Genomic DNA, 24,644 nt, shown 5'->3' on the forward strand with positions numbered 1-24,644 from the left:
GCCGACGACGTCCAATCCGCAACAGAAACGAACTGAACTATCGCAGTTTGTTTCTTTGATCTTGGTTGCAGAGCACCCTAAATGGGGCATTAGGAGGACAAGGTGACCACCCGCAAAAGCCCAACCGTCCGCAAGCGTCGCGTCGCCGCTGAGCTCCGACGACTCCGCAAGGAGGCTGGGCTAACGCGAGAACAGGTCGCCGACCAGATCGGCTGCGCGCCCGTAACGATCACACGCATCGAGACAGGCCAGAGCGGCGCGCGGGTAGGTGAAGTGTCTCTGATGTTGGAGGTGTACGGCGTCACCGGGGAAGAGCGCGAAGCCTTCTTGCAGGTCGCCAAGGATGCCCGCAAGCGCGGCTGGTGGCATCAGTACTCCAGTGCCATGCCTAAGTGGTTCGAGGTCTACGTCGGCCTGGAAGAGGAGGCCGCCGAGATACTTGACTATTCGCCAGAGACGATTCCCGGTCCACTTCAGATCGAGGACTACATTCGCGCGGTCTCGCTCGCCAATCTTCAGCCACCGCCCGAAGGCGAGCTGGAGCGACGAGTCGCCCTCCGGCTGAGGCGGAAGGAGCGGTTGACCAGCAACGACGCGCCAAGGCTATGGGCCGTCCTCAACGAGGGCGCCATCCGCAGACAGGTTGGAGGGGAGGAAACCATGCGAGCTCAGCTCAACCATCTCGTCGAGCTGTCACAGATGAGCCATATCAATCTGCTCGTCCTGCCGTTCAGCGCCGGTGCCCACCCAGCCATGCACGGCCCTTGCACCGTCCTTCGTTTCCCGCATCCCGCCGACTCGGATGTCGTATACGTTCAGTATCGCCGCGGGAGTGTGTACTTGGAAGATCCGACCGACGTTGAGCACTACATCGGACTCTTCGATCAGCTACGCGCCAGAGCGCTAGGTCCAGGCGAGTCTCGCGCCTTGATTGTTAGGGTAGCTGACGAAATGTCCTAGTGTCTGTAACCGATGTGGGTTGACTCGCGCAGAGGCGTCGATCGAGAACGGCTGCCTTCCCGGCAATGCTCACGTCGGTACCGACGCTAGCTGGCCGATGAGAGGCGTGAACGATGCTCGTGAATCTCTCCCGCGTTATCTGGCGCAAGAGTCGCAGGAGCGCCGACGAAGGACACTGTGTCGAAGTGGGTGCCTGGCGCACCAGCAGCCACAGCGCCCAAGAGGGCAACTGCGTGGAGTTGAGCGCATGGCGGAAGAGCAGCCGGAGCACCGACGAAGGTAACTGCGTTGAGATCGCTGGCGACGAGGCGATGGTGTTGGCGCGGGACTCCAATGATCCGGACGGGCCGGTACTCGGCTTTGGGGTCGAGGCCTGGGGTGTCTTCCTCAGTGCTGTGAAGAGTGGGCGGCTCGACCTGCGTTAGGGGCTTGGTGGGCGGCTTTTCGTGACGGCGTCGGTCGTTGTTGGGATGCTTGGGGGATGGGTCCGACGATGCGCCGGGGCGGCTGATGGCGTGGAAGCGGAAGCCGGACGTCGTCGCCAGGTTCGGGAAGCAGAGCGTCGCTGAGAACCGGGTGGGCGGGGACGTTGCGCTCGTTCAGCAGGTCATCGTGGACGGGCGGTCGCCGGAAAGCCGGGCCGTCAGGCTGCTTGCCGAGTCGGTGGATCGGCAACTGTCGGCGGAAGTGCAGCGGCAGCAGTTGGAGCGTCCGGCGCCGATCGTGTTGCGGGTGCGGGAGACCGAACGTCCGGTCGGGCCGCTGCCGGGGGCCGTGTCCGGCGAAGTGCGGCTGGAGGGGGACACGAGCCGGATGGTCGACCTTTTCCAGGGGTTGCCGGATCGGCAGTTGGTGATCCTCGGGGAGCCCGGGGCCGGGAAGAGCGTGCAGGCAACGCTGCTGGCGCACGGTCTGTTGCGGGCGCGCGAGCCTGACGGGCCGGTGCCGGTGCTCTTTCAGATGTCGTCGTGGCGTCCGCACACCATGCCGCTTGAGGCGTGGATGGAGAAGCGGCTGCTGGAGGATCATCCGCTGTTGGGTGACCAGGAGATGGCGCGGCGGCTCGTCCAGGGGCGGCGTATCTTGCCGGTGCTCGATGGGCTGGACGAGATCACGGCGGAGTCCTTCCGTGATGTGATCATGAAGCTCGATCAGGCGCTCGACAGTGGTACGCCGTTCGTCTTGACCTGCCGGGCCAAGCAGTACGAGGACGCCGCGACCGAGTTCGGCCAGCGGCTCACTCGGGCGCCGGTCATCGAGATCGAGCCCGTCCGGAGCGGCGACGCCCTTCGTTTTTTGGAAGGCGCCGTTGGGGACGACGAGCGTTGGCGGCCCGTACTCGACCATCTGCGTGCTGAGCCGGGAGGGACGCTCGCCGAGGCACTGACGACGCCGTTGATGTTGTTCCTCGCGCGGGTCGCCTACAGTGCGCCGGGGTCGGATCCGAAGGCGTTGTTGTCCTTCACCGAGCGGGCGGACGTCGAGAAGCATGTGCTGGAGGCGTATCTTCCGGCCGTTTACGCGGAGTACCTGTATCCGCGTTATCCCGAGCGGAAGGCTCGTCGGTGGCTCGCGACGTTGGCGAGCGGGCCCCGGGAGATCCGCTGGTGGAACGTGTCCTCGCGTAACGCCGAGGCCGCGTCCTGGCTGTTGTACGCGCTCGGGACCGCCTGGATCGTCTGGCTCGGCTGGAACCTCTGGTTCGCGATCGCGACCGCCGCCCTCGTGCTGGGTGTCAACGCCTGGTTCCACGCCGGGCTCCTCGCGGACAAGGTCGAGATCGTCGCGACCGAGCGCGAAGCCGCCGATCCCCGCTCCCATCTGCGGCGTTACGGCCTGTTCGCGGCGCTGTTCTCGGGGGTGTCCGGGGCCCTGGTCGGCGCGGCGATGGGCGCGTGGTTCGGCGGTGCCTCGATCGGCGCGGACTCCGCCACGGCCCGGGGGTACGCCCTCGCCGCCGGGCTTCTCTTCGGCACCGCCACACTGATCACCACGGCCTGGGGACGGTACCTGCTGGCCCGCTGTGAGTACGTCCTCCGGGGACGGCTCCCGTTGCGGCTCGGCGCGTTCATCAAGGACGCCGGGGAGCGCGGGGTGCTGCGCCGTCCCGGATCGGTCTACCAGTTCCGGCACGCGCGGGTTCAGGACGTGCTGAGGGCGGAGGGCCCGGCGCTCCTGGACGACGAGCCCTACGCCGTGCTTCCGCCGGACACATCGCGGGCCCGCCTGATGGCCAAGCTCTTCACCGTCCCATCGATGCGGCTGTTCGCGCACGCCTGCACGGTCGGGGTGACGTTGGCCGTCCTCGGCGGGGTGTTCGCCCAGGTGAGTGTCGACTACGAGTCCGGTGTGAAGCCCAGAAGCGGAACGAACACCTACTGCCTCAAAGACGGCTGCGCCAGCGTTGACTACCTCTCCTGGCGGATGCCCGGGGGCGCTTCGGCCACGACCGTCTTCCGTCCGGGCACCCGCTTCCGGGACGCGCCGTTCGACGGACTCGACGGCCAGATGAACATCTTCGACTGCGACGGCGCCGAGATCTTCATAGAGGTCAGGGCGGACGGCTCGTCCCCCCGCCACCGGACGATCACGGACGGCCGCTGGCAGAGCCTCCGTGGCTGGCCGCTCCCCGCATCCTTCGAGCACCTCACGGTCGCCGTTCGCCGTCTCGACACCAAGTCCTGCACCGCCAGGCTGGTGTGGGAGAGGGCGGGGCTGACCACGAACCAGTACTTCCAGATCAAGGAGCGGCTCTGAACCTCACTCGCCGGTGGCGCCGTCGATGCGTTCGCGGAGGAAGTCGGCGTGGCCGTTGTGGCGGGCGTACTCCTCGATCATGTGGGTGAGGATCCAGCGGAGCGAGAAGTCGCTGTCGCGGTGACGCATGGTGGCGTCGAGGGAATCGGCGGCGTCGACGATGGCGCGGGCGTGCGCGCATTCCTCGTGCCAGGCCGCGAACGCCTCGTCGGGGTCGGCGTCGTCGACCTCGAAGTCGGTGTCGTCACCGGAACCCTTGATCCAGCGTCCGGGGAGGGGCTCGCCGTTGAACCTGATCCGGAACCAGGCCCGTTCGACCTCCGCCATATGCCGGACGAGACCCAGCAGGGTGAGGTTCGACGGCGGGACGGCCTGCTGTCTGAGCTGCTCGGTCGTCAACCCCGCGCATTTCATGGCCAGTGTGTCGCGGTGATATTGGAGGAACCCGGCCAGCGTCGCGCGTTCGTCGCCGGTCTGGGGTGGATCGATTCTTCCTTGATCATCCATCGAACAATCCTGCCACGGCCGGGGTGATGGTGCCCGCTCACGCGGGTGAGGAAGGTATGTCCACGACGGCCACTGGTCGTCGCACGCGGATTGGGTGAACCATTGTCCAGCCGGGGCTCCACCACCCTCATGCGTCCTGTGAGGTGGTCGCTTTCACATCGCGCCGATCGGCGCGTGCGGGGAGAGAAACGTGAGCTCTTGTCTGCGGCAACGACTGTTATTCCTGTTCGCGTCCATGCTCGTCGTCGTGGGGCTGGTGGCTCCGGGGCAGGTCGGCACGGCGCACGCGGCGGCGACCGGCGGCTACCCCTACGCCAATGACTCGTCCGCCGCGATCGATCCGTGGGGGTTCTACAAGCGGTACTGCACCAGTTACGTCGCGTGGAAGCTGAACCAGAACGGCGCGGGATTCTCCAACGGAATGGCCGGGCCCAACGGCGCGGCGGGACAATTCGGGGACGCCAAGAACTGGGACGACAACGCGCAGACCATCGGGTTCGCGGTCGACCAGACACCGGCGGTCGGTGCGGTGGCCGTATGGAACGGCGGCACGTACGGGCACGTGGCCTACGTCGAGTCGGTGAACGCGAACGGGACGGTGAACGTCTCCGAGTACAACCACGGCGTCAGCCTAGGGTACGGGACGCGGCAGAACGTCACCGCCGACCGCTACATCCACATCAAGGACATCGGCGGTTCCGGGCCGGGTGAGGTCGCGCCCAACGTCGTCCGGGTGAAGAAGAAAATGGCGTCGGACGGCGCCCACCTGGTGTACGCGGCGACGCGATCACGCGTCTACGAGAGCTGGTGGCGGCCCGGTGGCGACGGCGTCCACACGGCTCAGCTGATCCACATCGCGCAGAACGACATCGTCGACATCGACAAGGTCGAGCAGCCCGACGGGACGCACAACCTCTACACCGCCGTGGGCGACGGGGTCTGGGAGACGTGGTGGCGTCCCGGGCAGGGCCTGCACCACAACAAGATCATCTCTGGGCTGTCCGGAGTGCGGCGCGTCATCGCGCTCAACCAGACGGACGGCGGCCAGCTCACCCACCTGGTGTACGTGCTGGCCGCCGACGGGCCGCACGAGTACTGGTGGCGCGACGGCGGCGACGGCATCCACCACTCCCGGCTGGCGCACCTGATCGACCCGGTCGACTTCGTCAGGTCCACCACGGCCAACGGCGCCGCCCAACTGCTGACCGCCACCGCGGGCGCGGTGTGGGAGACCACGTGGGTCCCCGGGGGCACCGTCAGCACCCGCAACGTCATCGGCATCTCCCAGAACGACATCGTCGCCGTGGACAAGTACGCCATGCCCGACGGCACACAGATGCTCTACACCGCCGTCGCCGGAGGCGTCTGGCAGAGCAGGTGGCAGGGAACCGGCGCTCCCGCCCACACCCATGTCGTGAACAACCTGCCGAACGTGGTCGGCGTCAAGGGCCGCCTGGACTCCGACGGCGTCCACCAGCTCTACGTCGCCGCCACCGGCAAGGTCCAGGAGTACTGGTGGCATTCGGGAGGCAGCGGCGGAAGCACCCTCGTCGTCGCCGCCGGGATCAAGGATCTGGCCATCAGCAAGAGCGGCGGGGACTACCAGCTCTACGTCGGCAGCAACGCCAACGTCCTGGAGACCTGGTGGCGCCACGGACGGGCGCCCGGCACCAGCGAGATCGCCAGCTTCGACTGACCCACCCGGGTTCCGTCTGACCTGGGCTTATGTCACGATGAAAAGGAGATGCGAAAGCGGTCGGCGCCGCGATGTCGCTTCCTCGCGGGCCGACCGGCCAAGAGGGGGGAGACGCCATGCGGAAGGTGGCCGACTGTCGGGACCAGCCCAGTGAGATGAACTGCACGCTCATGATCAGCGGCGAGGAGGACGAGGTCGTCCGCGCCGCCGCCGAGCACGCGGCCTCCGTGCACGGGCACGCCGACACCCCGGAGTTCCGGGAAGAGATCCGCGGCATGTTGAAGGACGAAGAACCGGCCATGCACTGACCGGCGATGAGTTTCGGCCAGGTTCGGGGTCTGCTCCTCCGAACCATGGCCGTTCTCATGCCGGGAGGATCGATGACAACTGTTTCGTCCACGCTGCGGGTCCCCGACGGACGTCTGCACTACGAGGTCCGCGGGCGGGGGCCGCTGGTGGCGCTCGTCGGCTCCCCCATGGGCGCGGCGGCGTTCGAGCCGCTCGCCGACCTGCTCGCCGACGGCTTCACCGTCCTGACGACGGACCCGCGGGGCATCAACCGGAGCCCCCTGGACGATCCCGCGCAGGACTCGACGCCGGAGCTGCGCGCCGACGATCTCGCGCGGCTCATCGGGCACGTGGACGCGGGACCGGCCGTGGCGTTCGGCTCCAGCGGCGGGGCGTGCACCGTCCTGGCGCTGGCGCAGGCCCACGGTGAGCACGTCCGGGCGGTCATCGCGCACGAGCCGCCCCTGGTGGAGCTGCTCGACGACCGCGACGCGCAGCACAAGAAGACGGACGAGCTGATCGGCACCTATCTCGGCGGCGACGTACTCGGGGCCTGGGGGATGTTCATGGAGCAGGCGAACATCCAGCTGCCGCCGGGGGCGCTGGAGCACATGTTCGGCGGGGAACGCGACCTCCAGCAGATCGCCGACGAGCGGCGCTGGTTCGAACACGAACTGCGCGAGACCACGCGGTGGCGGCCCGATCTCGACGCGCTGGGCAAGGCGCACGTCATCGTCGGCATCGGGGAGGACTCGGCCGGGGAGCTGTGCGACCGGACGTCCAGGGTGCTCGCCGGTGCGCTCGGCGCCGACCTCGTGATGTTCCCCGGCGGCCACACCGGCTTCGAGGAGGACCCCGAGACGTTCGCCGTCCGGCTCCGCCCGGTTCTGGACGCGATCGAGTAAGGCTTCACGTCAGCCGGAAGCGGGCGTTCTCGTCGTGGCGCGCGGCTCCACGGGCGTCCCAGACCCTAGTCTTGGACGCCCGTTTTGGGACCGTTCCTCTGGAGGTGGCCGCACATGGCGTTCCGCACGTTCCTCAGCTCGTTCGGCATCAACGCGCCCGAGGTGACGACGGTCCTGGGCTCCCACGAGGTCCGGCCGGGCGGCACCCTGAACGCGCGGGTGACCGTCAGGGGCGGCGCCGCAGACGTCCGGGTCGAGCGGATCGCCGTGCAGCTCGTCACGCGGGTGGAGGCGGCCGAGCCGACCGAGAAGAGCTGGGACAACCCGGGGGTGGTCGCCCTCCAGGCTGTTCCGGCCTTCGACCTCGCCGCCGGTGAGGAGCGGGAACATCGGCTCGCGATCGAGGTCCCCTGGGAGATGCCCGTCACGCACGCGCTGGGCCGGAACCTGCGCGGCACACGGGCCGCCGTCCGGACGATCCTGGAGATCGACAACGCGGTCGACCGGGGCGACTTCGACGAGATCGCCGTCCACGCCCTGCCCGCGCAGGACCTGTTCGTCGACGCCTACCAGACGCTCGGGTTCCGCTTCGACGAGGCCGAGGTCAAGACGGGCCGGGTGAACGGCGGGCACAACCAGCTCTCCAAGTTCTGGCAGGAGCTGGAGTTCTTCTTCCCGGCGGACTACGGACGCGGCCCCAACGCGCAGTTGGAGACGGTGTTCATCGCCCGCCACGACTCACTGGACCTGATCACCGGCCCGCACGGCCCCTACCCGTTCGACTACGCGGGCCTCACCCTCGACCAGTGCGTCACCTGGCTGGACCGCCACTGCCGAGCCCTCTGGGGGTAGCGCTGGGACGCTTGCTTCGATGGCCGCTCTGCGATGGCAGGGCAGCCATGGGAGGGGCGCGAATCTCCGGTAGCAGTTCGCCCCATGCCCTCGGCGCCCGCACAGTCACCGACGGCCGACATCACCCAGAGCGGCGCGACGCACGTCTTAGGTGACGTCCGCCTGGCCTTCGGGGCACACGAAGGTCCAGTAGCAGTTCAGGCAGGACGCCCGGTCATTGATGTTCTCGGTCAACCCATGCTTTCGGCACCCGCACGGTCGCCAACAGCAAACGTCATCCGGAGCGGGCGCGGTGCACGTCTCAGGTGACGTCGACCGGGAGGGCGGCCCAGGGTTCCTTACGGGGGGCCGCGGCCTGGCCTTCGGGGCAGTGGCGGGCGAAGTCGCACCAGGAGCACAGGGTGCCCGGACGGGGCGGGAACGCGTCGTCGTGCGGGGTGTGGTCGACCTCGGCGTCGGCCGACGGGCGGGGCCGTGGGACGCGGGCGCGGTACGTCTCGTCGGCCGCGGCGGCCTCGGCGGCGATCTGCTCGGCGCGGCGCAGGTGCCGGGCCAGCGACTCGTCGGTGTGCTCCCACACCGCGACCTCGCCGGACGGCAGATGGTGCAGTTCGACGCGGCGGCACGGGCGGCGCAGCACCCGGGACGCGGACACCGCGTAGATCGCGAGGGCGAGGGAGCCGCGGGCGTCGTCGGAGGTCGGGACGTGGCGGCCCGTCTTGTAGTCGACGACGGCGAGTTCGGAACCCCGGGCGTCCAACCGGTCGATACGGCCCGACACGGCGATGCGGTCGGTACGGGTCGCGACGGTACGTTCCACGCCGAGCGGCTCGTCGTCCGGGTCGAGGCCCGCGACGTACCGTTCGGTCATCTCGCGGGCCTTGTCACGCCACTGCGCCGACTGGGCCTCGTCGCGGAAACCGTCCGTCAGCCAGCCCCGGGCCAGCAGGCGTCCGGCGGCCTCGGGGGTGCGTTCGGAGACGGGCAGCCGCCACCAGCCCGCCAGCGCGTTGTGGACGCTGGAGCCGACGCTGTTGTGCGCCCACCGCGGCCCCCGCTGCGGCTGCGGACGGTCCAGATACGTCATCCGGTACCGGCGCGGGCAGTCCAGCCACGTGTTGAGTCGCGACGGCGTGCACGGATACAGCCGCCGGGGCATGCCCTCTAAACCGAGCTGCTCCACCCTCAGTCGTCTTCTTGCGCCAGCTCGCCCCACGACTCCCAGCGGGCGTCCTCGTCGCCGACCGTGGTCTCCTCGCCCTGCGCGGGCAGGACCTGGAGGTCCTTCGGCAGCGGGGTCAGCAGCGCGCCGATCGAGTTGAGCTGCTTGCGCAGGTCCTCGTAGACGCCGCCGACCGAGCCGGGACGGCCGCGGTGCAGGGTGTCGCCGGAGAACAGCGTGCCGAGCTGCTCGCTGATCACGCAGACGCTGCCGGGGGTGTGACCGGGCGTGTGCACGATCTCCAGCTGGGCGTCGGCGATCTCGAAGACGCCGCCGTCCTCCAGCCAGATGTCGGGTTCGAGGGCCCGCAGCGCCTTGGCGTCGTCCTCGTCCTCCTCCTCTTTGGCGAGGCGGCCGAAGTAGTCGCGCCACAGCAGCCGGTCGGCGCGGTGCAGCGCGATGGGAGCCCAGTTCTCCTCGTCCTCCTCCCCTCCGGCGGCGACCTCGAGCACCACGCTCAGGCGGTGTTCGTTGCCGTCGGTGAGCAGGACGGCCATGACCTCGCGGTCACCGACCTCCTTGAGAACGGCCTCGGCGTCGTTCGCCGGATCGATCACGATGACCTCGTCGTCGTCGCCGACGATGTAGGTGTTGTTCTCGACGTCGTACTCGGTGTCGTCCAGGGTCAGCGTCCCCGACGTCACCACCTGTTCGATGCGCGCGTCCACGCCACGCACCCTACCGTGATTCGCGCCACTCGACGGCATCGGATGATCATCCGGTGGACGCGGCGGCGGTGAGCCGCTCGAACGCGTCCGGCGCGGTGGTCTCGACGCCGAGCCGGTCACCGGTCAGCGCGCCGTGGTCGTCGCTGGACCCGGTCGCGGCCAGGCCCAGCGCGGCGGCGAGATCGCGCAGGTGGGCGCGATCCTCCGGAACGTGGCCCGGGTGATCGACCTCGACTCCGGCGAGCCCGGCCTCGGCGAGGGTTTCGATCACCTCGTCCTCGAACACGTAGCCTCGGCCGCGTGCCCGGGGGTGGGCGAGGACGCACACTCCCCCGGCCGCGCGGACGAGCCCGACCGCCCGGACCGGGTCCAGCGCGTACCGTTCGACATAGGCGCGGCCGCCCTGGGCGATCCACTGCGCGGTGAACGCTTCGTCGGGGTCCGCGATCGCGCCCGCGTCGACCATGGCGCGGGCGATGTGGGGGCGTCCCACCGCCTCGCCCCTGGCGAGGGCGCGGACCATGCCCCAGGTCACGTCGACGCCGAGTTCGCGGAGCCGGTCGACCATGCTCCGCGCCCTGATCACCCGGTCGTCGCAGATCCGGGCCAGTTCGGCGGCGAGCGTGGGCTCGTCCGGGTCGAACAGGTAGCCGAGGAGGTGGAGGCTGCGTCCGCCTTGGGAGCAGGACAGTTCGATGCCGGGGACGAGGGTCAGGCCGTCGGGCAGCGCGGCGGCGGCCTCGTCCCATCCGGCGACGGTGTCGTGGTCGGTGAGCGCGAGGACGTCCAGGCCCCGCTCCCGCGCCCGCCGGACGACCTCCGCGGGCGGGCGGGTTCCGTCGGACGCGTCGCTGTGGCTGTGCAGGTCGATGCGCATCAGTCGTCGAGCCTAGGGCTGTGCGCGCCGTACGGCAGGTCGATCTCCATTCCCGGTTCGCGCAGGTCGAGAAGGCGCTGGTTCTCCAGCATGAGGACGCCCGCGTCGGCGGGCCACAGCACCGCCCACAGCCACTCCCCCATCGCCTCCCCGACATGGACGGCCCGGTCGGGTTCGGCGCCGACCGCCCACATCGGCACCGACCGGCCGCAGGTCGCCGCCGGCCCGCTGAGGTCGAGTTTCACATGCGGCGGGCTGCTGTCGAACACCTCGGGTCCGGGGTCGGGGCCGTCCAGGCCCGCGTAGTGGGCGCCGAGGCCGATGCCGGGCTCCTCGGCGATCAGCAGCAGGTCGGCGGGGCCGCTGACCAGCCCCGGCCCGGACAGGGCGACGGCCGACGCCCGTCCGCCCGACCGCTCGTCCCCGACCGTGGTGAACCCCGTGACGAGCCAGCCCAGCGGAAGGGGCCAGGGCGTCCAGACGGGGACCTTCGTGTCGCGCAGCACGGCGGCCAACCCCTCCGGGCCGGGCCGCTTCGACGGCTGCCTCGGCAGAACGGCGCCGTGCACGTCGCACGTCCAGTCGCTCGACCAGAGGCTCGGCGTGTGCAGCGGACCCGCGCAGCGCGGGCAACTGGGCTCCGCCCTCATGACTATCCACCCTGCGCGGCGACGTCCCGGCTCGTCAAGCCGGGTGGGTTCCGACCCGGGCAACGCGCGGGAAAGTTGGGGACAATGGGGAGTCATGCGGGTGCGTTGTGTCGGCGGCATCGTCCGGGACGAGGGCGGGCGGCTGCTCATGGTGCGGCGGGGACGTCCGCCGAGCGCGGGCCTGTGGTCCATTCCGGGCGGGCGGGTCGAGCCGGGCGAGGACGACGTGTCGGCGGTCGCGCGGGAGCTGCGGGAGGAGACCGGGCTCGACGTCTCCGTCGCGGATGCCGAGGTGGGGATGGTGGAGCGTCCCGGGCCCGGTGGGGTCGTCTACGAGATCCACGACTACGCGGCGACGGTGACGGGCGGGACGCCGCGCGCCGGTGACGACGCGGCGGAGGTCCGCTGGGTGTCCGCGGCGGAGCTGCGGGAACTGCCCGTGGCCCCCGGCCTGCTCGACGCGCTCGCCGCGTGGGGGCTGCTATGACACGGGCGCCGGATACGCGGGCGACGCGACCGGCACGCCGCCCTCGTCGTCCGGCCCGGCCGTGACGGTCTGGACGCGCATCCGCCGCGCCAGCCACACCACGGCCGCCGCGTACAGCGCCATCGGGACGATGTCGGCCACGACGACCTGCCACGGCACGCCGCCCTGCTCGATGTCCAGCTCGCCGATCGCCGCCGGGATGAGGAACGCCATCAGGTTGTTGAACACGTGCAGCGCGATGCTCGCCTCCAGGCCGCCGGTGCGGACCGCCAGCCACGCCGCGATGGCGCCGAACGCGAAGATGTCGAGAATGCCCCAGCCGGTGTACCCGTGCCCGGACGTGAACAGGGCCGAGCCGACGACGATGCCGGGCCACGGGGTGCGGAACACGACGCTGAGGGCCCGTCCGACGCGGCGCCTGGCGTTCTCCAGCGTGCAGGAGGCCACGGCCTGGAGCATCCAGCCGCGGAACACGTACTCCTCCGCCGTCGCCTGGAACGGCACCAGCACGATGATCAGGACCGCGGGGAGAAGGAAGTCGCCCCAGCCCACCCAGTGGGCGTCCTCGCTGGTCTTGTCGTCCAGGGTGACGCCCGCGAGGATCGACGTCCCGAACGACACCACGCAGAACAGGATCGCCAGGCCGGAGCAGGCCAGCATCCAACGCCAGCGCAGGCGTCCCGCGACCGACGAGAGGGTGCCGGGCCGGCGCCGCGTGACGCCCCACGCCACGAGCAGCGCGACCGGCAGGAACACCGCGAGCGCCGCGAGGTTGAACGCCAGGTCGGCCGTGTCGTTGCCGAGGAGCGTGTCCGAGTCGGGCCCGGACGACTCGGGCAGATCGCCCGTCACCCCGAGTCGGACGATCATGCCGACGAGCAGGAGCAGCATGGCCAGGAACATGCCGCCCGCGGCGATCGCCAGCGTTCCGACCAGCGGCCGCCACCAGCGGTGCGCCTCGGTGCGGGCCATCCGGTGGAACGGCGTGCCCTTCGGGGGCGAGGTCGTCCAGGGCGGCTTCACCGGCGGCGGCCCGTAACCGCCGTACGCGGCGCCGTACGGGCCCTGCGGCCACGCGTAGCCGGGGGCCTGGCCCGCCTCGTGCGGCTGCGGCCAGCCGTAGGGATGCGCCTGCGGGGGTGGTTGCGGATGAGCGGGTGGTCGCGGGGGCTGCTCGGGAGGGGGTGTCTCGTCGTTGGGGAGGCTCGGGTCGAGCGGGGCCCAGCCGTCGGCGTCCCCTCGTTCTGACACGTGCGCCCCTCCCGATTTCCCCCACGAGCTTTTCGCGTAGGTGGGACGAATCGTATTAGGCGTCAGTTCCCGGCGGGTCGAGGCGTGTGGTGCGGCCCAGTCCGGCCGCACGGCCCTTCACCGCGACCGCCAGCGCCATCTTCCGGGACGCCTCGTCGATCATCTCGTCGCCGAACCGGACGGCGCCGCGTCCCTCGACGCCGGTGGCGTGCTCGTAGGCCTCCAGGATCGACTCCGCGCGGTCGTAGTCGTCCTGGGACGGGGCGAACACCTCGTTCCCCGCCTCGACCTGCGACGGGTGCAGCACCCACTTGCCGTCGAAGCCGAGCGCCGCCGACCGCCGCGCGACCCGGGTGAAGCCGTCCACGTCCTTGATGTTGAAGTACGGACCGTCGATGGCCTGGAGGCCGTTGGCGCGGGCCGCCACCAGGATGTGCATGAGGATGTAGTGGTAGGCGTCGCCCTCGGTGTAGCCGGGCGGCTGCTCGCCGACGACCAGGGTCTTCATGTTGAGCGACGCCATCAGGTCGCCGGGGCCGAGGACGAGGGACTCCAGCCGCGGCGAGGACGCCGCGATGGCGTCGATGTCGATCATGCTGCGGGCGTCCTCGATCTGCGCCTCGATGCCGATGCGCCCCACCGGAAGGCCCATGGCCCGCTCGATCTGGGTGAGGAGCCGGTCGAGCCACTGGACGTGGGTGGCGTCCTGCGCCTTGGGCAGCATGATCGCGTCGAGTCGGGCGCCGGCGCCCTCCACGACCTCGATCACGTCCCGGTAGGCGTGGTGGGTGTCCAGGTCGTTGATGCGGACCACCCGGACCTTCCCCGACCAGTCGCCCTCGTTCAGCGCGGCGACGACGGCCTTGCGGGCGTCCTCCTTCGCGGAGGGGGCGACGGCGTCCTCCAGGTCCAGCAGGACCTCGTCCACAGGGAGACCCTGCGCCTTCTCGATGAAACGGGGGTTGCTGCCGGGCACGGAGAGGGTGGTACGTCGAGCGCGCATGGCCCGGATGCTATCCCGCCGGTGTGAGACCCTCGGAGGATGGGTGAGCTGAACGCGGCGCTGGTGGAGGAGGCGGCCAAGAAGTCCGGGCTGCTGTGGCTGGATCTTCCCGGCCTTCCGCAGCCGAGGGCCGCCTGGCATGTGTGGCACGAGGGCTCGGCGTACGTGCTGACCGGCGGGGAGGGCGAGCAGCCGCTCCCCGGGCTGCCGGACGCCGAACGGGTGACGGTGATCCTGCGCAGCAAGGACAAGGGCGGACGGCTCGTCACGTTCACCGCCGCCGTCGAGATCGTCGAACCGGGCACCGAGACGTGGGACGCCGTGGCGCCGCAGCTCGCGAAGGACCGCCTGAACGCCCGCTCCCACGAGGGGCAGGTGGAGCGGTGGGCCACCGAGTCGTGGATCGTGCGGCTCACCCCGGTCGACGGGGTCGTCGAGGCGGCGGACGAGTACGCGACCGTCCGGCCCGTCCCTACCCCCGCGACGACCGCGGGCCCGCCGCCGCGCCTGTTCGGCGGCAAACGCCGCGCCGTCGACCGCTAGTTTCTGCAGTCCCCGGCCCACTCCGCTCGCCCGGGCCGTGTCTCGAAGTCTCGTGTGTGACGGTGTGTCGTGATCGGCTGGGGGTCGCCCGCTCGGGGCCGGTCTGCCGATGCCGCCGCCGGGGGTGTTCCTGATCGCGGCGTCGGTGCCGGTCCCGCGCCGTTCGAACGTGGGGCGCGCAAGCCTGCGTCCTGCCCGGTGTCGGCTGCACCGCGCTCGCCATGATCACCATCGCGATGGTCGCGCGGCCGGTCCGGGCGGGCGCGCCCCAGGGCCCCGGGTTGACCTGAAGTTAGGTTGATGTTCCAGGGTAGGTGGCATGGCGGAGAACAAGCACGCGCGGAGCCGCGTGGCAGTGGTCGGGACGGGAGCGATCGGGACCGCGGTGGCGCGGCGGTTGCTCGGCGGTGGCCACGAGGTGGTGGTGTGGAACCGGACGGCGAGCCGGACGTCCGGCGCGGTGGACGCGGGCGCGTCGGCGGCCGGGTCGGTCGCGGAGGCGGCGGCGTCCAGCGACCTGATCCTGCTCACCCTCACCGATCACGCGGCGGTGCGGGACTGCCTCGACCGGCTGGACGCGGACGTGTCCGGACGGACGATCGTCGCGCTGACCACCGGGACCGCCGACGACGCCCGGGAGGCCGCCCGGCGGGTCACCGCGCTCGGCGCGCACTACCTGGACGCGGGCCTGCAGACCTCGCCCGAGATGATCGGCACCGCCGCGGCGACGATCCTGTACAGCGGCTCGCGTACCGCGTTCGAGGAGCACCGCGCGACGCTCGGGCTGCTGAGCGAGCCCCGGTTCGTCGGGGACGCGCCGGACGCCGCCGCGATCTGGGACCTCGCCCTCTTCGGCGTCTGGTACGACGCCCAGCTCGGCCTGCTGCGGGCGCTCGACACCGTCCAGGCCGCGGGCATCGACGTCGCCGGGTTCTCGTCCACGGCGGCGGCCCAGCTCGGTCATGTGGTCTCGGCGGTTCCGGACACGGTGTCGGAGGTGGAGCGGGCCGACTATCCGAGGGGCCCGGCGAACCTCGCCGAGCACCTGGTGGTGCTGCGCCACCTCATCGAACTGCGGGCCGGGCGGCCGCTCGGCGACGGCGGGCTGGCGCCGGTGGCGGACAGGATCCAGCGGCTCATCGCGGACGGGCGAGAGGCCGAGGGCCTGACCGCGACGATCGGCTAGCGCCTGGTTCGCCGGCAAGGCGTACTCGTCCTGGTCACATCGAGAGCGTGCGGCCCTCTGCGACGGAGGTGAGTTTGTCGGGGTTGGCGACGAGGTGCACGGCCCGGACGCGTTCGTTCTCGTCGACCTCCACGGTGATCGTGGCGAGCGGTTCGTCCGGCCCGTCCACGATGAGGGCCGGCTCTCCGTTGAGATCGACGCGGCGGATGCGCATGTCGGCGGCCTCGACGCCCCGGTAGCTCTGGCCGACGACCATGGACAGCCAGCGGGCGACCTTGGTGACGCCCTCGATGACCCGGCGGGCCGCGCGGACCTTGCCGCCGCCGTCCGTCCACAGCGTCACGTCGGGGGCGAGGACCTCCATGAGGCGATTGATGTCGCCGCCCACGACCACGTCCAGGAACCGTTCGGTCGCGGCGCGCCGCTCCGTGCCGCCCGCCTCGAACCGCGGTCGCCGCGCCTCCACGTGCTTGCGGGCGCGCGTGCCGAGCTGCCGGACGGACGTCTCCGACCGGTCCAGCGCCGCCGCGATCTCCGCGTACGGGTAGCCGAAGACGTCCTTGAGGACGAACACGGCGCGTTCCAGCGGGCTCAGCGTCTCCAGGACGACGAGCATCGCCATCGACACCGACTCCGACAGTTCGGCGTTCTCGGCGACGTCCGGGGAGGTCAGCATCGGCTCCGGCAGCCACGGCCCGACATAGGTCTCCCGCCTGGCCCGCACCGACCGCAACCGGTCGAGCGCGACGTTCGTGGTGATCCGGACGAGATAGGCCTTGGGATCGGCCACTCCGGACCGGTCGGCGGCGGACCAGCGCAACCACGCGTCCTGAACGGCGTCCTCCGCGTCGGCGGCCGTGCCCAGCATCCGGTAGGCGACGGCGAACAACAGGCTGCGGTATTCCTCGAACGGCTCGGTCTTGACGTCGCTCACGCCGTCAGCCTCTCATGGGATGCCGGACGCCCGGTTACCCCCCCTTGTTCCGGATCAGGACGTCGATCATGGGTAGTGTCCGGTTCATGAGCGGAGCGCCGACACGGGTGTTCATCGCCCGGCTCGCTGGCATCGCGGTGTTCGACCCCGCCGGAGACCAGGTCGGCAGGGTCCGGGACGTCGTGGTCGCGATGCGGCTCGCGCCACGGCCGCCGCGGGTGCTCGGGCTGGTGGTCGAGGTCGCGTCCCGCCGCACCGTGTTCCTGCCGATCACCCGGGTGACGATGATCGAGGCGGACGCCGTCGTCTTCGACGGGCGCCTGAACATGCGGCGGTTCCAGAAACGCGAGTCGGAGACGCTCGTGATCGCGGAGCTGCTGGACCGAACGGTCCGGTTCGGCGAGGCCGGGGAGCCGGTGTCCGTCGTCGACGTGGCGATGGAACCGACCCGGACCCGCGACTGGCTGGTCAACAAGGTCGCCGTCCGCCGCCGGACGGGGCGTGGATTCCGCAAACGCGGGGAGAGCCTCGTCGTGGACTGGGACGACGTGGAGGGGTTCTCCGCCGTCGAGCACGGGCAGGGCGCGGCGGGGCTCATCGCCGCGTTCGAACGGATGAAGGCCGCCGACCTGGCGAACATCGTCCACGAACTGCCGGAGAAGCGGCGCGCGGAGGTCGCGGTCGCGCTCGACGACGAGCGGCTCGCCGACATCCTGGAGGAGCTGCCCGAGGACGACCAGATCGAGATCCTCGGCAAGCTCGGCGTGGACCGGGCCGCCGACGTCCTGGAGGCCATGGGCCCCGACGACGCGGCCGACCTGCTCGGCGACCTGCCCACCGAGCAGCGCGAACAGCTGCTGATGCTGATGGAGCCGCGCGACGCGGCGCCGGTGCGGCGGCTGCTGACCTACCCCGACCAGTCCGCGGGCGGGCTGATGACGACCGCGCCGGTGATCGTCGCGCCGGACGCGACGGTCGCGGAGGCGCTGGCGCTGATCCGCCGCCCCGACCTGAACCCGGCGCTGGCGGCGCAGGTGTACGTGTGCCGGCCGCCGACCGCGACGCCCACCGGCCGCTACCTCGGCACGGTGCACTTCCAGAAGCTGCTGCGTGAGCCGCCGCCGACGCTGGTCAGCGGCATCGTCGACGCCGAACTCGACCCGCTGCGGCCCACCATGTCGCTGGAGGCCGTCGCGATGTTCCTGGCCACCTACAACCTCGTCGCGGGCGCCGTCGTGGACGAGAACGGGCATCTGCTCGGCGCGGTGACCATCGACGACGTCCTCGACCATCTGCTTCCCGAGGACTGGCGGGAGGCCGTCATGGACGCCGGCGCGACCGAGATCATGGAACGCGATCCCGAAGAAGAGGCTCTCCGGGGGGACAGGTGACGACGACACGCCAGATGACCGCACGCCTCGACCAGCCGAGGGAGATCCGGCGGACGTTCGTGCCGCGCGTCCACTACGACCCGGACTCGTTCGGGCGGCTGTCGGAACGGATCGCGCGGTTCCTCGGCACCGCCCGGTTCCTCGTCTACATGACGGCGTTCGTCACCGTGTGGATCGGGTGGAACATGCTGGCGCCGTCGTACCTGAAGTTCGACCCGTACCCGTTCATCTTTCTGACGTTGATGCTGTCGCTCCAGGCGTCCTACGCCGCGCCGCTGATCCTGCTCGCGCAGAACCGGCAGGACGACCGTGACCGCGTCCAGTACGAGCAGGACCGGTCGCGGAACGAACGCAACATCGCCGACACCGAGTACCTGACGCGGGAGATCGCCGGGCTGCGGGTGGCGCTGAGCGAGGTCGTCACCCGCGACTTCCTCCGCTCCGAACTCCAACAGATCTTGAAGGAGTTGGACGGCAAGGACGGCCCCCGCTAGACCTGCGGCCGAACGGGCTCCGGTTCGTCGGCGAGCCTGCCCAGCAGGGCGCCGAGGGCGCGCAGGTCGGGTTCGTCCAGCGCGCCGAGCATGGCGTCGCGGACGCCCTGCCGGTAGGTCGGGGTGGCCTCGGCCAGGCGCTCCCGGCCCGCGGGGGTGAGCACGGCGTACAGGCCGCGCGCGTCGCTCGTGCACGTCTGCCGGTCGACGAGCCCCTCCCCCTGAAGCCGGTCGACGAGCCTGGTCAGGCCGCTGCGCGACAGCAGGACACGGTCGGCGAGGTCGTTCATGCGAAGCCGCCCGCACGGGGCTTCGCCGAGGTGCGTCAGGACGTCGTAGGCGCCGAGCGCGAGGTCGTGGCGGTCCAGCAGATCGGCCTGGAGCCGTCGGGAGATCCGCGCCTCGGCGCGGAGCAGGGTGCGCCAGACGGTCAGCTCGGTGGCCGAGAGGGTGCTGCGTGTCACGGACCGACATCGTACGGCCCCGCCGCCGCCGGTGTGACGAACCCGGGACACCCTGGTTGGCGAGGAGCGCCGCGTGGTCCATACCATGGGGACATGGCCTCCCAGTTGACGACCGAGCAGGTGACCGCGGCGCTGGCCACGGTGATCGACCCGGAGATCCGCAAGCCCATCACCGAGCTCGACATGGTCAAGGACATCGACATCGCCGCGGACGGCGCCGTCCGCGTCGGGGTGTACCTGACCGTCGCGGGATGTCCGATGAAGGACACGATCACCCGCAGCGTCAAGGACGCCGTGTCGAAGCTGGACGGCGTCACCGGCGTCCAGGTCGAGCTGGACGTGATGAGCGAACAGCAGCGCAAGGACCTCCAGACCAGGCTGCGCGGCGGTGAACCGGCCAAGGAGATCCCGTTCGCCAAGCCGAACTCGCTGACCCGCGTGTACGCGGTGGCGAGCGGCAAGGGCGGTGTCGGCAAGTCGTCGGTCACCGTGAACCTGGCCGCCGCGCTCGCCGCGCAGGGCCGCAAGGTCGGCGTGGTGGACGCCGACATCTACGGCCACTCGGTGCCGCGGATGCTGGGCGTGGACAGCCCGCCCACCAAGGTCCAGGACATGATCATGCCGCCGTCCGCGCATGACGTGAAGGTGATCTCCGTCGGCATGTTCACCGCCGGTAACCAGCCCGTCGTTTGGCGCGGTCCCATGCTGCACCGGGCGCTGCAACAGTTCCTCGCCGACGTCTACTGGGGTGACCTCGACTTCCTCCTCATGGACCTGCCGCCCGGCACCGGCGACATCGCGATCTCGGTGGCGCAGCTGCTGCCGTCCGCGGAGATCCTCGTGGTCACCACCCCGCAGCAGGCCGCCGCGGAGGTCGCCGAACGCGCCGGAGCGATCTCCGCGCAGACCCATCAGCAGGTCGTCGGCGTGATCGAGAACATGTCGTATCTGACCTGCCCGCACTGCGGGGAGCGGCAGCACATCTTCGGCGAGGGCGGCGGCACGCGCGTCGCGGACGCGCTGACGAGGACGCTCGGCACCCGCGTTCCGCTGCTCGGCCAGGTGCAGATCGACCCGCGGCTGCGCGAGGGCGGCGACAGCGGCGTCCCGCTGGTGCTGTCCGACCCCGACGCGGGCGCCGCCAAGGAACTGCGCACCATCGCCGACGACCTCGCGAGCCGCAGCCGCGGCCTCGCCGGAATGTCGTTGGGCATCGCCCCCAAGCGCCGCTGAGTCCGTTGAATCGCGGTCAGGGCCGCTCGCCTGACGGCCCGCGACCCTGACCGCGATATGCGAACGCCGCATCCTTCGCGATCTGGTCGAAGCCCGCTACAAGCCCTCGGGCCGGGGTGTCAGGTGGCTTCGGGGTCGAAAGGGGGGCGTTCGCCGTTGGCGAGTTGGGACTTGGCGCGGGACGTCGTCGTCGCGAAGGACGGTTCGTCGTCGAAGAGGCCGCCCTTGCCGTTCAGCGGATCGTCGTCCTCGAACAGGTGCTTGCGGACGAACGTCTTCGGGTTGAGGTCGGCGATGTCGAAGTCCTTGAACTCCGGGCCTAGCCCCTCCTGAAGGTCCGCCTTGGCCGAGTTGGCCATCTCGCGGAACTGCCGCAGCATCCGGCCTGCCTGCCCGGCGACCTGGGGCAGCTTGTCCCCGAAGATGACCAGGGCAAGGACGACGAGGACCGCCATCTCACCGAGTCCGACGTCGAACACACGTCCTCCACAAGCCGCCGCAGGGGACCGGCCCCGCGATCGGGCCGGTCCCCCCAGCGTATCCCCAGCCCGGATCACCCGGACATGAACATCTCTGCCTGATCAGTCGGAGCCCAGCGTCACCTCGACGGTGCTCTCCTGGGCGCCGCGGCGGAACGTGACCTTGACCCGGTCGCCGGGGGCCCGGCTGCGGATCTGCGCGATCAGGTCGGTGGCGTCCTCGATCGGCCGGCTGTCGATCGCCGTGATCACGTCGCCGGGCTTCAGGCCCGCCTTGTCGGCCGGGCCGCCCTTGGTCACCGGGTCCTGCCCGTTGACGCCTCTCGGCATGATGCGGGCACCGCCGTCCTGGAACTCCGGATCGGGCAGCACACCGAGCTTGGCCTGCCGCACGGTGCCCGCCCTGATGATCTCCTCGGCGACCCGCTTGCCCTGGTTGATCGGGATCGCGAAGCCGAGGCCGATGCTGCCGCTCTGCGGCTGGCCGCCGAGCCCCCGCCCGCCGAGCGTGGCGATGGCGGTGTTGATGCCGATCACGCGGCCCCTGCTGTCCACCAGCGGCCCCCCCGAGTTGCCGGGGTTGATCGCCGCGTCGGTCTGGATCGCGTTCAGGTAGGACAGGTCGGAACCGCCCTCGCCGCCGGTGGGCACGGCGCGGTTCAAGGAGCTGACGATGCCGGTGGTGACCGAACCCTGGAGGCCGAGCGGGGAACCGATCGCGATCACCGGGTCGCCGACGGCGATCTTGCTGGAGTCGCCGAGGGCCAGCGCGGGCAACGAGTGCGCGCCCTCGGGCTTCAGGACGGCGAGGTCCGAGCTCTTGTCGACGCCCTTGACGGACGCGGGCAGCGCCTTCTTGTCGTTGAACACGACCTGGATCTGGCCGCCGCCGGCACCGTCCACGACGTGGTTGTTGGTGATGACGTAGCCGCCGTTGACGATGAAGCCGGTGCCGCCGACCTCGGACTGCGCGGACCGCACCCGGATCGACACGACGCTCGGCAGCACGCGCTGCGCCACGCCCGCGACCGAGTCCGGCGGGCGGGACTGCACCTCGCCGCCGCTTCCGCCGCCACCGCCGAGGCTCACCGAGCCGCCGTCGTCACCACCGTCGTCGGTCGCGATGACGCCGACCCCGGCGCCGACCGCGCCCGCCACCAGCGCGACGATCAACGCGATCACCGCGAACAGCCCCAGGCCGGGGCCGCCGCGCGACGACGACGGGAGCGCGGGTACGGGCGCCCAGTTCGGACCGCCGCCGGGCGGCATCCCGAAACCGCCCATCGGGCGGGGGCCGCCGGGCGGCGGTGGGCCCATCGGCGCGGGCGGCGGGCCCATCGGCGGGCCGCCCGGCGCGGGCGGCGGGCCCTGGTGGGACTGGTGGGGCTGGTGGGACTCGCGCGCCCAACCGCCGCCGTACGGCTGCGGGTGCGCGGCCCTCGGGTCCTGATCGTACGGAACGAACCCGGGCCGCTGCCGGTCGCCGGGCGCGTCGGCGATGGGCTTGTCGAGCGGCACGGGCGGCGGCTGCGGCATGTCCCGGGGCGACGCGTCCTGCAACGGCACCTCCCGCGGGCCCATGTCGGCGGCGACGTCGTTGCGGAGCACGTCCTCGCTGGTGTCGGGCGGGCCCCCGAAGGAGTCCGGCGGCGCGAACCCGCCCGCGACCAGCCGGTCACCGCTCTCGGGCTCCGGATCGCCGGTCTCGGGGGCGGGGTCGTGGTCGGACTCCGGCTCGGACGCGTCCGTGGCCTCGTCCAGCGGGATCTCCTGGTCGGTCACCGTCTCGGGAGGAGCCGCCTCCTGCCGCTCGGGGTCGGGGACGAGATCGTCGTCCTCCGTACGAGCCCCGACCGGACCGCGGTTGTCTTCCGTCATCCCATCTCTCCTACCGAGCAGGTCCTCGTCATCGTTGCTCATCGTGCCGCGCACGGCATGTGGCGAGCATAAGACCTCCGAACACCGTGATCATCCCGCGGATCAGTCGAAGGGGTTCACCGTGGACAGCAGTCTTCGGGCGCCACGGGACACGCGCGTCCAGAACGAGGTGGTGTCGTAGGGCAGGCTCGCGGCGACCATGTCGGCCGTGCCCTGCGGCGCGGCGGTCAGGACCGTGTACACGTACCCGTCGCCCGACGACACCGCCCAGCGCCACAGGGACTCGCGGCGGAACACCGTCCGCCCGTGCCGGACGGCCCGCTGCCAGCCGGTCATGCCGCGTTCGTCGAGGCTGCCGCGCTGCACGAAGACGGAGACGGCGGCGAGGCCGTCGGAGTACCTGAGCTGGACGGTGCCGCCGACGCTGTCGCGGCGCGCGTCGTGGAGGCTGAAGCGCCCCGGCAGGTTCTGCGGGACGGGCCAGCCACGGTCGCGGAGCCCGGCGAGTTCGGCACGGTCCAGCCGGTCGTCCCACACGGTCGCGCCGCCGGCGGTACTCGTCGTCTCGGCGAGGCCGGGCAGCCGGGCGGTGCCGCCGCGGGGAACGCCGTGCGGGGCGCCGCGCGGCGTGTCGAGACCGTAGGGCGCGGGTTCCCGCGCCGGCACGGTGTAGCTGATCTCACTGAATCCGGCGGCGACCACGCGGCGGCCGGTGGCGTCGATCAGTTCGCGGCGCAGCATCAGCCCGGTCTCGGCGTCGACCCAGAACCGTCCGGCGGGACTGCCGTCCTCGCGGCGCGCCTCGACGACGCGGGCGCGCCGGTCGCAGACCTGCGCGTCGGCCGCGTGAGTCACCGAGTAGTTGCGGGTCAGCAGGTCGAGCGGCGCCTGGGCGATGGCGGTGGTGTCCTGGACGGCGTGGGCGGGCCCGATGCCGCCCGTCCCGGAGCCGTAGCGGACGCCGTCGCCCGGGGTGTGGGACACCGCGGCGCTGAACGTGCTGGCCCGGCCGCGGGTCCAGGTCGTGAGGAACCGCCTGCCCTCGTACGGGACGCGGCGGGCGGCGTCGGCGGCGGCGCGGAGCAGGCCCACGGCGCCGGGGTCGCTGCGGACGCGGCGGGTGGTCGTCGGGTCACCGGACAGCGCCGCGGCGAGGGCGAGCAGCCCCGCGAGCCCGCACACCAGGACGGATCTGCGCCGTCCCGGACGGGTCACGGTCTGCGCGATCACGGTCCCGGGGAGACCTGGACCTGGTTCACCGGGTCGGTGAGCGGGTCGGTCACGGGCGCGTCGCCGGACGTCAGCGCGTGCTGCACGGCGTGCTTGTCGAACGCCGGGCTGATGGTCGGCGCATCGTCGCCGCCGACCGCGTAGGAGGCGGCGCCGAGCCCGAGGAACAGGGTCGCGGCGCCCATCACCAGGTAGCGGCGACGGGGCTGGACCTGCAACGCGACGGCGCGTCCGGCGGGACGGGTGTCGCGCGGGCGGGCGACCGGCGATGATCTGAGCGGGCGGGCCGGGCGGGCCTGCCGGACGGGCGAGCGCGGCGGCCACGGGGAGTCGGGCGCCGGAGCGCTCCCAAGAGGCCCGGCGGCCGGTTCGGTCACGACGTCGCCGGAAGCCGAAGACGCGGCGGACGTCGGCATGGAGAGCAGTCTGGACAGGAAGTCGCCGGACGGGAGGTCGTCGGCGCCGTCGTCGCGGAGCGGGTGCTCCGAAAGCTCCCGCAGCCGCCCCTTGAGCATGCGCAGCGAGGCGACCTCGGACCTGCACCGGTCGCAGCACGCGAGATGGGCGAGTGCGCGGTCGCGCTCCTCGTGGCCCAGCTCACCGTCGACCAGAGCGGTCAGACGCTCCCCCAGACAACTCACGCGGCCTCCGTCTTTCCGTCCTGTTTCGTCCGCGCGGTCCCGTACCGC

Annotated in this window: 26 protein-coding genes; 13 read left to right on the plus strand and 13 right to left on the minus strand. The window is 71.2% G+C overall.

Annotated elements, in window-relative coordinates; translation table 11 throughout:
* Nucleotides 1-102 precede the first annotated feature (102 nt).
* From BZB76_RS22920 to BZB76_RS22930, 3 genes are all read left to right on the plus strand, one after another.
* Nucleotides 103-960 (plus strand): helix-turn-helix domain-containing protein, encoded by an 858-nt coding sequence (locus BZB76_RS22920; protein ID WP_121436473.1) that lies wholly within the window; start codon nucleotides 103-105, stop codon nucleotides 958-960.
* 113 nt (nucleotides 961-1,073) lie between these two features.
* Nucleotides 1,074-1,385, plus strand: a complete 312-nt coding sequence (locus tag BZB76_RS22925; protein ID WP_121436474.1) for a DUF397 domain-containing protein — start codon at nucleotides 1,074-1,076, stop codon at nucleotides 1,383-1,385.
* A gap of 85 nt (nucleotides 1,386-1,470) precedes the next feature.
* On the plus strand, nucleotides 1,471-3,717 hold the full coding sequence (locus BZB76_RS22930) for an NACHT domain-containing protein (RefSeq protein WP_121436475.1): 2,247 nt from the start codon (nucleotides 1,471-1,473) through the stop codon (nucleotides 3,715-3,717).
* Between the two features lie 3 nt (nucleotides 3,718-3,720).
* Here the strand turns inward: BZB76_RS22930 and BZB76_RS22935 are convergent, their stop codons facing one another.
* Complete coding sequence (locus tag BZB76_RS22935; RefSeq protein WP_121436476.1) at nucleotides 3,721-4,224, minus strand: DinB family protein; 504 nt, start codon at nucleotides 4,222-4,224, stop codon at nucleotides 3,721-3,723.
* Between the two features lie 190 nt (nucleotides 4,225-4,414).
* Between BZB76_RS22935 and BZB76_RS22940 the strand changes: the two genes are divergently transcribed.
* From BZB76_RS22940 to BZB76_RS22955, 4 genes are all read left to right on the plus strand, one after another.
* On the plus strand, nucleotides 4,415-5,920 hold the full coding sequence (locus BZB76_RS22940) for a CHAP domain-containing protein (RefSeq protein WP_147449501.1): 1,506 nt from the start codon (nucleotides 4,415-4,417) through the stop codon (nucleotides 5,918-5,920).
* 116 nt (nucleotides 5,921-6,036) lie between these two features.
* The gene (locus BZB76_RS22945; RefSeq protein ID WP_121436478.1) at nucleotides 6,037-6,228 is read left to right on the plus strand and encodes a DUF1059 domain-containing protein; all 192 of its coding nucleotides are present in this window, start codon (nucleotides 6,037-6,039) and stop codon (nucleotides 6,226-6,228) included.
* A gap of 72 nt (nucleotides 6,229-6,300) precedes the next feature.
* On the plus strand, nucleotides 6,301-7,113 hold the full coding sequence (locus tag BZB76_RS22950; protein WP_121436873.1) for an alpha/beta fold hydrolase: 813 nt from the start codon (nucleotides 6,301-6,303) through the stop codon (nucleotides 7,111-7,113).
* Nucleotides 7,114-7,227: 114 nt separating this feature from the next.
* Nucleotides 7,228-7,965: a sporulation protein gene (locus BZB76_RS22955; RefSeq protein WP_121436479.1), complete on the plus strand. Its 738-nt coding sequence runs from the start codon at nucleotides 7,228-7,230 to the stop codon at nucleotides 7,963-7,965.
* Nucleotides 7,966-8,266: 301 nt separating this feature from the next.
* Here BZB76_RS22955 and BZB76_RS22960 read toward each other — a convergent pair whose 3' ends face one another.
* Genes BZB76_RS22960 through BZB76_RS22975 form a run of 4 tightly spaced genes read right to left on the minus strand, consistent with a single transcriptional unit; the run spans nucleotide 8,267 to nucleotide 11,382 of the window.
* On the minus strand, nucleotides 8,267-9,148 hold the full coding sequence (locus BZB76_RS22960; RefSeq protein WP_121436480.1) for a RecB family exonuclease: 882 nt from the start codon (nucleotides 9,146-9,148) through the stop codon (nucleotides 8,267-8,269).
* Between the two features lie 2 nt (nucleotides 9,149-9,150).
* Nucleotides 9,151-9,855, minus strand: coding sequence for an MBL fold metallo-hydrolase (locus BZB76_RS22965; protein WP_121436481.1), 705 nt, complete (start codon nucleotides 9,853-9,855; stop codon nucleotides 9,151-9,153).
* A gap of 46 nt (nucleotides 9,856-9,901) precedes the next feature.
* The gene (locus tag BZB76_RS22970; RefSeq protein WP_121436482.1) at nucleotides 9,902-10,732 is read right to left on the minus strand and encodes a PHP domain-containing protein; all 831 of its coding nucleotides are present in this window, start codon (nucleotides 10,730-10,732) and stop codon (nucleotides 9,902-9,904) included.
* A complete protein-coding gene (locus BZB76_RS22975) occupies nucleotides 10,732-11,382 on the minus strand; it encodes a DUF6758 family protein (protein WP_121436483.1) in 651 nt (216 codons plus the stop codon). Before BZB76_RS22975 ends, BZB76_RS22970 begins: the two co-directional genes overlap by 1 nt.
* 94 nt (nucleotides 11,383-11,476) lie before the next feature.
* Here BZB76_RS22975 and BZB76_RS22980 point away from each other — a divergent pair, with 94 nt between their 5' ends.
* Nucleotides 11,477-11,869 (plus strand): NUDIX hydrolase, encoded by a 393-nt coding sequence (locus BZB76_RS22980; RefSeq protein WP_121436484.1) that lies wholly within the window; start codon nucleotides 11,477-11,479, stop codon nucleotides 11,867-11,869.
* Here BZB76_RS22980 and BZB76_RS22985 read toward each other — a convergent pair.
* Together BZB76_RS22985 and BZB76_RS22990 are read right to left on the minus strand one after the other, a co-directional pair.
* Entirely contained in the window at nucleotides 11,864-13,120 is a 1,257-nt protein-coding gene (locus tag BZB76_RS22985) for a CPBP family intramembrane glutamic endopeptidase (RefSeq protein ID WP_121436485.1), read from the minus strand. The genes BZB76_RS22980 and BZB76_RS22985 overlap by 6 nt on opposite strands.
* 55 nt (nucleotides 13,121-13,175) lie before the next feature.
* A complete protein-coding gene (locus BZB76_RS22990; RefSeq protein ID WP_211343144.1) occupies nucleotides 13,176-14,123 on the minus strand; it encodes an HpcH/HpaI aldolase/citrate lyase family protein in 948 nt (315 codons plus the stop codon).
* A gap of 39 nt (nucleotides 14,124-14,162) precedes the next feature.
* On the opposite strand from BZB76_RS22990, the gene BZB76_RS22995 reads away from it, so the two are divergent.
* Both BZB76_RS22995 and BZB76_RS23000 read left to right on the plus strand, forming a co-directional pair.
* A complete protein-coding gene (locus BZB76_RS22995; protein WP_121436875.1) occupies nucleotides 14,163-14,666 on the plus strand; it encodes a hypothetical protein in 504 nt (167 codons plus the stop codon).
* Nucleotides 14,667-14,985: 319 nt separating this feature from the next.
* Nucleotides 14,986-15,852, plus strand: a complete 867-nt coding sequence (locus BZB76_RS23000) for an NAD(P)-binding domain-containing protein (RefSeq protein WP_121436486.1) — start codon at nucleotides 14,986-14,988, stop codon at nucleotides 15,850-15,852.
* Nucleotides 15,853-15,886: 34 nt separating this feature from the next.
* Here the strand turns inward: BZB76_RS23000 and BZB76_RS23005 are convergent, their stop codons facing one another.
* Nucleotides 15,887-16,786: an RNA polymerase sigma-70 factor gene (locus tag BZB76_RS23005; RefSeq protein ID WP_121436487.1), complete on the minus strand. Its 900-nt coding sequence runs from the start codon at nucleotides 16,784-16,786 to the stop codon at nucleotides 15,887-15,889.
* Between the two features lie 86 nt (nucleotides 16,787-16,872).
* Between BZB76_RS23005 and BZB76_RS23010 the strand changes: the two genes are divergently transcribed.
* Nucleotides 16,873-18,177, plus strand: a complete 1,305-nt coding sequence (locus BZB76_RS23010; protein WP_121436876.1) for a magnesium transporter MgtE N-terminal domain-containing protein — start codon at nucleotides 16,873-16,875, stop codon at nucleotides 18,175-18,177.
* Nucleotides 18,178-18,191: 14 nt separating this feature from the next.
* The gene (locus tag BZB76_RS23015) at nucleotides 18,192-18,671 is read left to right on the plus strand and encodes a DUF1003 domain-containing protein (protein ID WP_211343173.1); all 480 of its coding nucleotides are present in this window, start codon (nucleotides 18,192-18,194) and stop codon (nucleotides 18,669-18,671) included.
* Here the strand turns inward: BZB76_RS23015 and BZB76_RS23020 are convergent.
* The gene (locus BZB76_RS23020; RefSeq protein ID WP_246007129.1) at nucleotides 18,668-19,135 is read right to left on the minus strand and encodes a MarR family winged helix-turn-helix transcriptional regulator; all 468 of its coding nucleotides are present in this window, start codon (nucleotides 19,133-19,135) and stop codon (nucleotides 18,668-18,670) included. The genes BZB76_RS23015 and BZB76_RS23020 overlap by 4 nt on opposite strands.
* 93 nt (nucleotides 19,136-19,228) lie before the next feature.
* Here BZB76_RS23020 and BZB76_RS23025 point away from each other — a divergent pair, with 93 nt between their 5' ends.
* On the plus strand, nucleotides 19,229-20,368 hold the full coding sequence (locus BZB76_RS23025) for an Mrp/NBP35 family ATP-binding protein (protein WP_121436490.1): 1,140 nt from the start codon (nucleotides 19,229-19,231) through the stop codon (nucleotides 20,366-20,368).
* A gap of 119 nt (nucleotides 20,369-20,487) precedes the next feature.
* Here the strand turns inward: BZB76_RS23025 and BZB76_RS23030 are convergent, their stop codons facing one another.
* From BZB76_RS23030 to BZB76_RS35370, 4 genes are all read right to left on the minus strand, one after another.
* Nucleotides 20,488-20,847, minus strand: a complete 360-nt coding sequence (locus BZB76_RS23030) for a sec-independent translocase (protein WP_121436491.1) — start codon at nucleotides 20,845-20,847, stop codon at nucleotides 20,488-20,490.
* Nucleotides 20,848-20,949: 102 nt separating this feature from the next.
* Complete coding sequence (locus BZB76_RS23035; RefSeq protein ID WP_121436492.1) at nucleotides 20,950-22,725, minus strand: S1C family serine protease; 1,776 nt, start codon at nucleotides 22,723-22,725, stop codon at nucleotides 20,950-20,952.
* Nucleotides 22,726-22,827: 102 nt separating this feature from the next.
* Nucleotides 22,828-23,955, minus strand: coding sequence for a sigma-E factor regulatory protein RseB domain-containing protein (locus BZB76_RS23040; RefSeq protein ID WP_170180711.1), 1,128 nt, complete (start codon nucleotides 23,953-23,955; stop codon nucleotides 22,828-22,830).
* On the minus strand, nucleotides 23,952-24,596 hold the full coding sequence (locus BZB76_RS35370; protein WP_211343146.1) for an anti-sigma factor family protein: 645 nt from the start codon (nucleotides 24,594-24,596) through the stop codon (nucleotides 23,952-23,954). The genes BZB76_RS23040 and BZB76_RS35370 overlap by 4 nt, the downstream gene beginning before the upstream one ends.
* Nucleotides 24,597-24,644: the final 48 nt, after the last annotated feature.

Source organism: Actinomadura pelletieri DSM 43383 (assembly GCF_003634705.1).
Taxonomy (GTDB): domain Bacteria; phylum Actinomycetota; class Actinomycetes; order Streptosporangiales; family Streptosporangiaceae; genus Spirillospora; species Spirillospora pelletieri.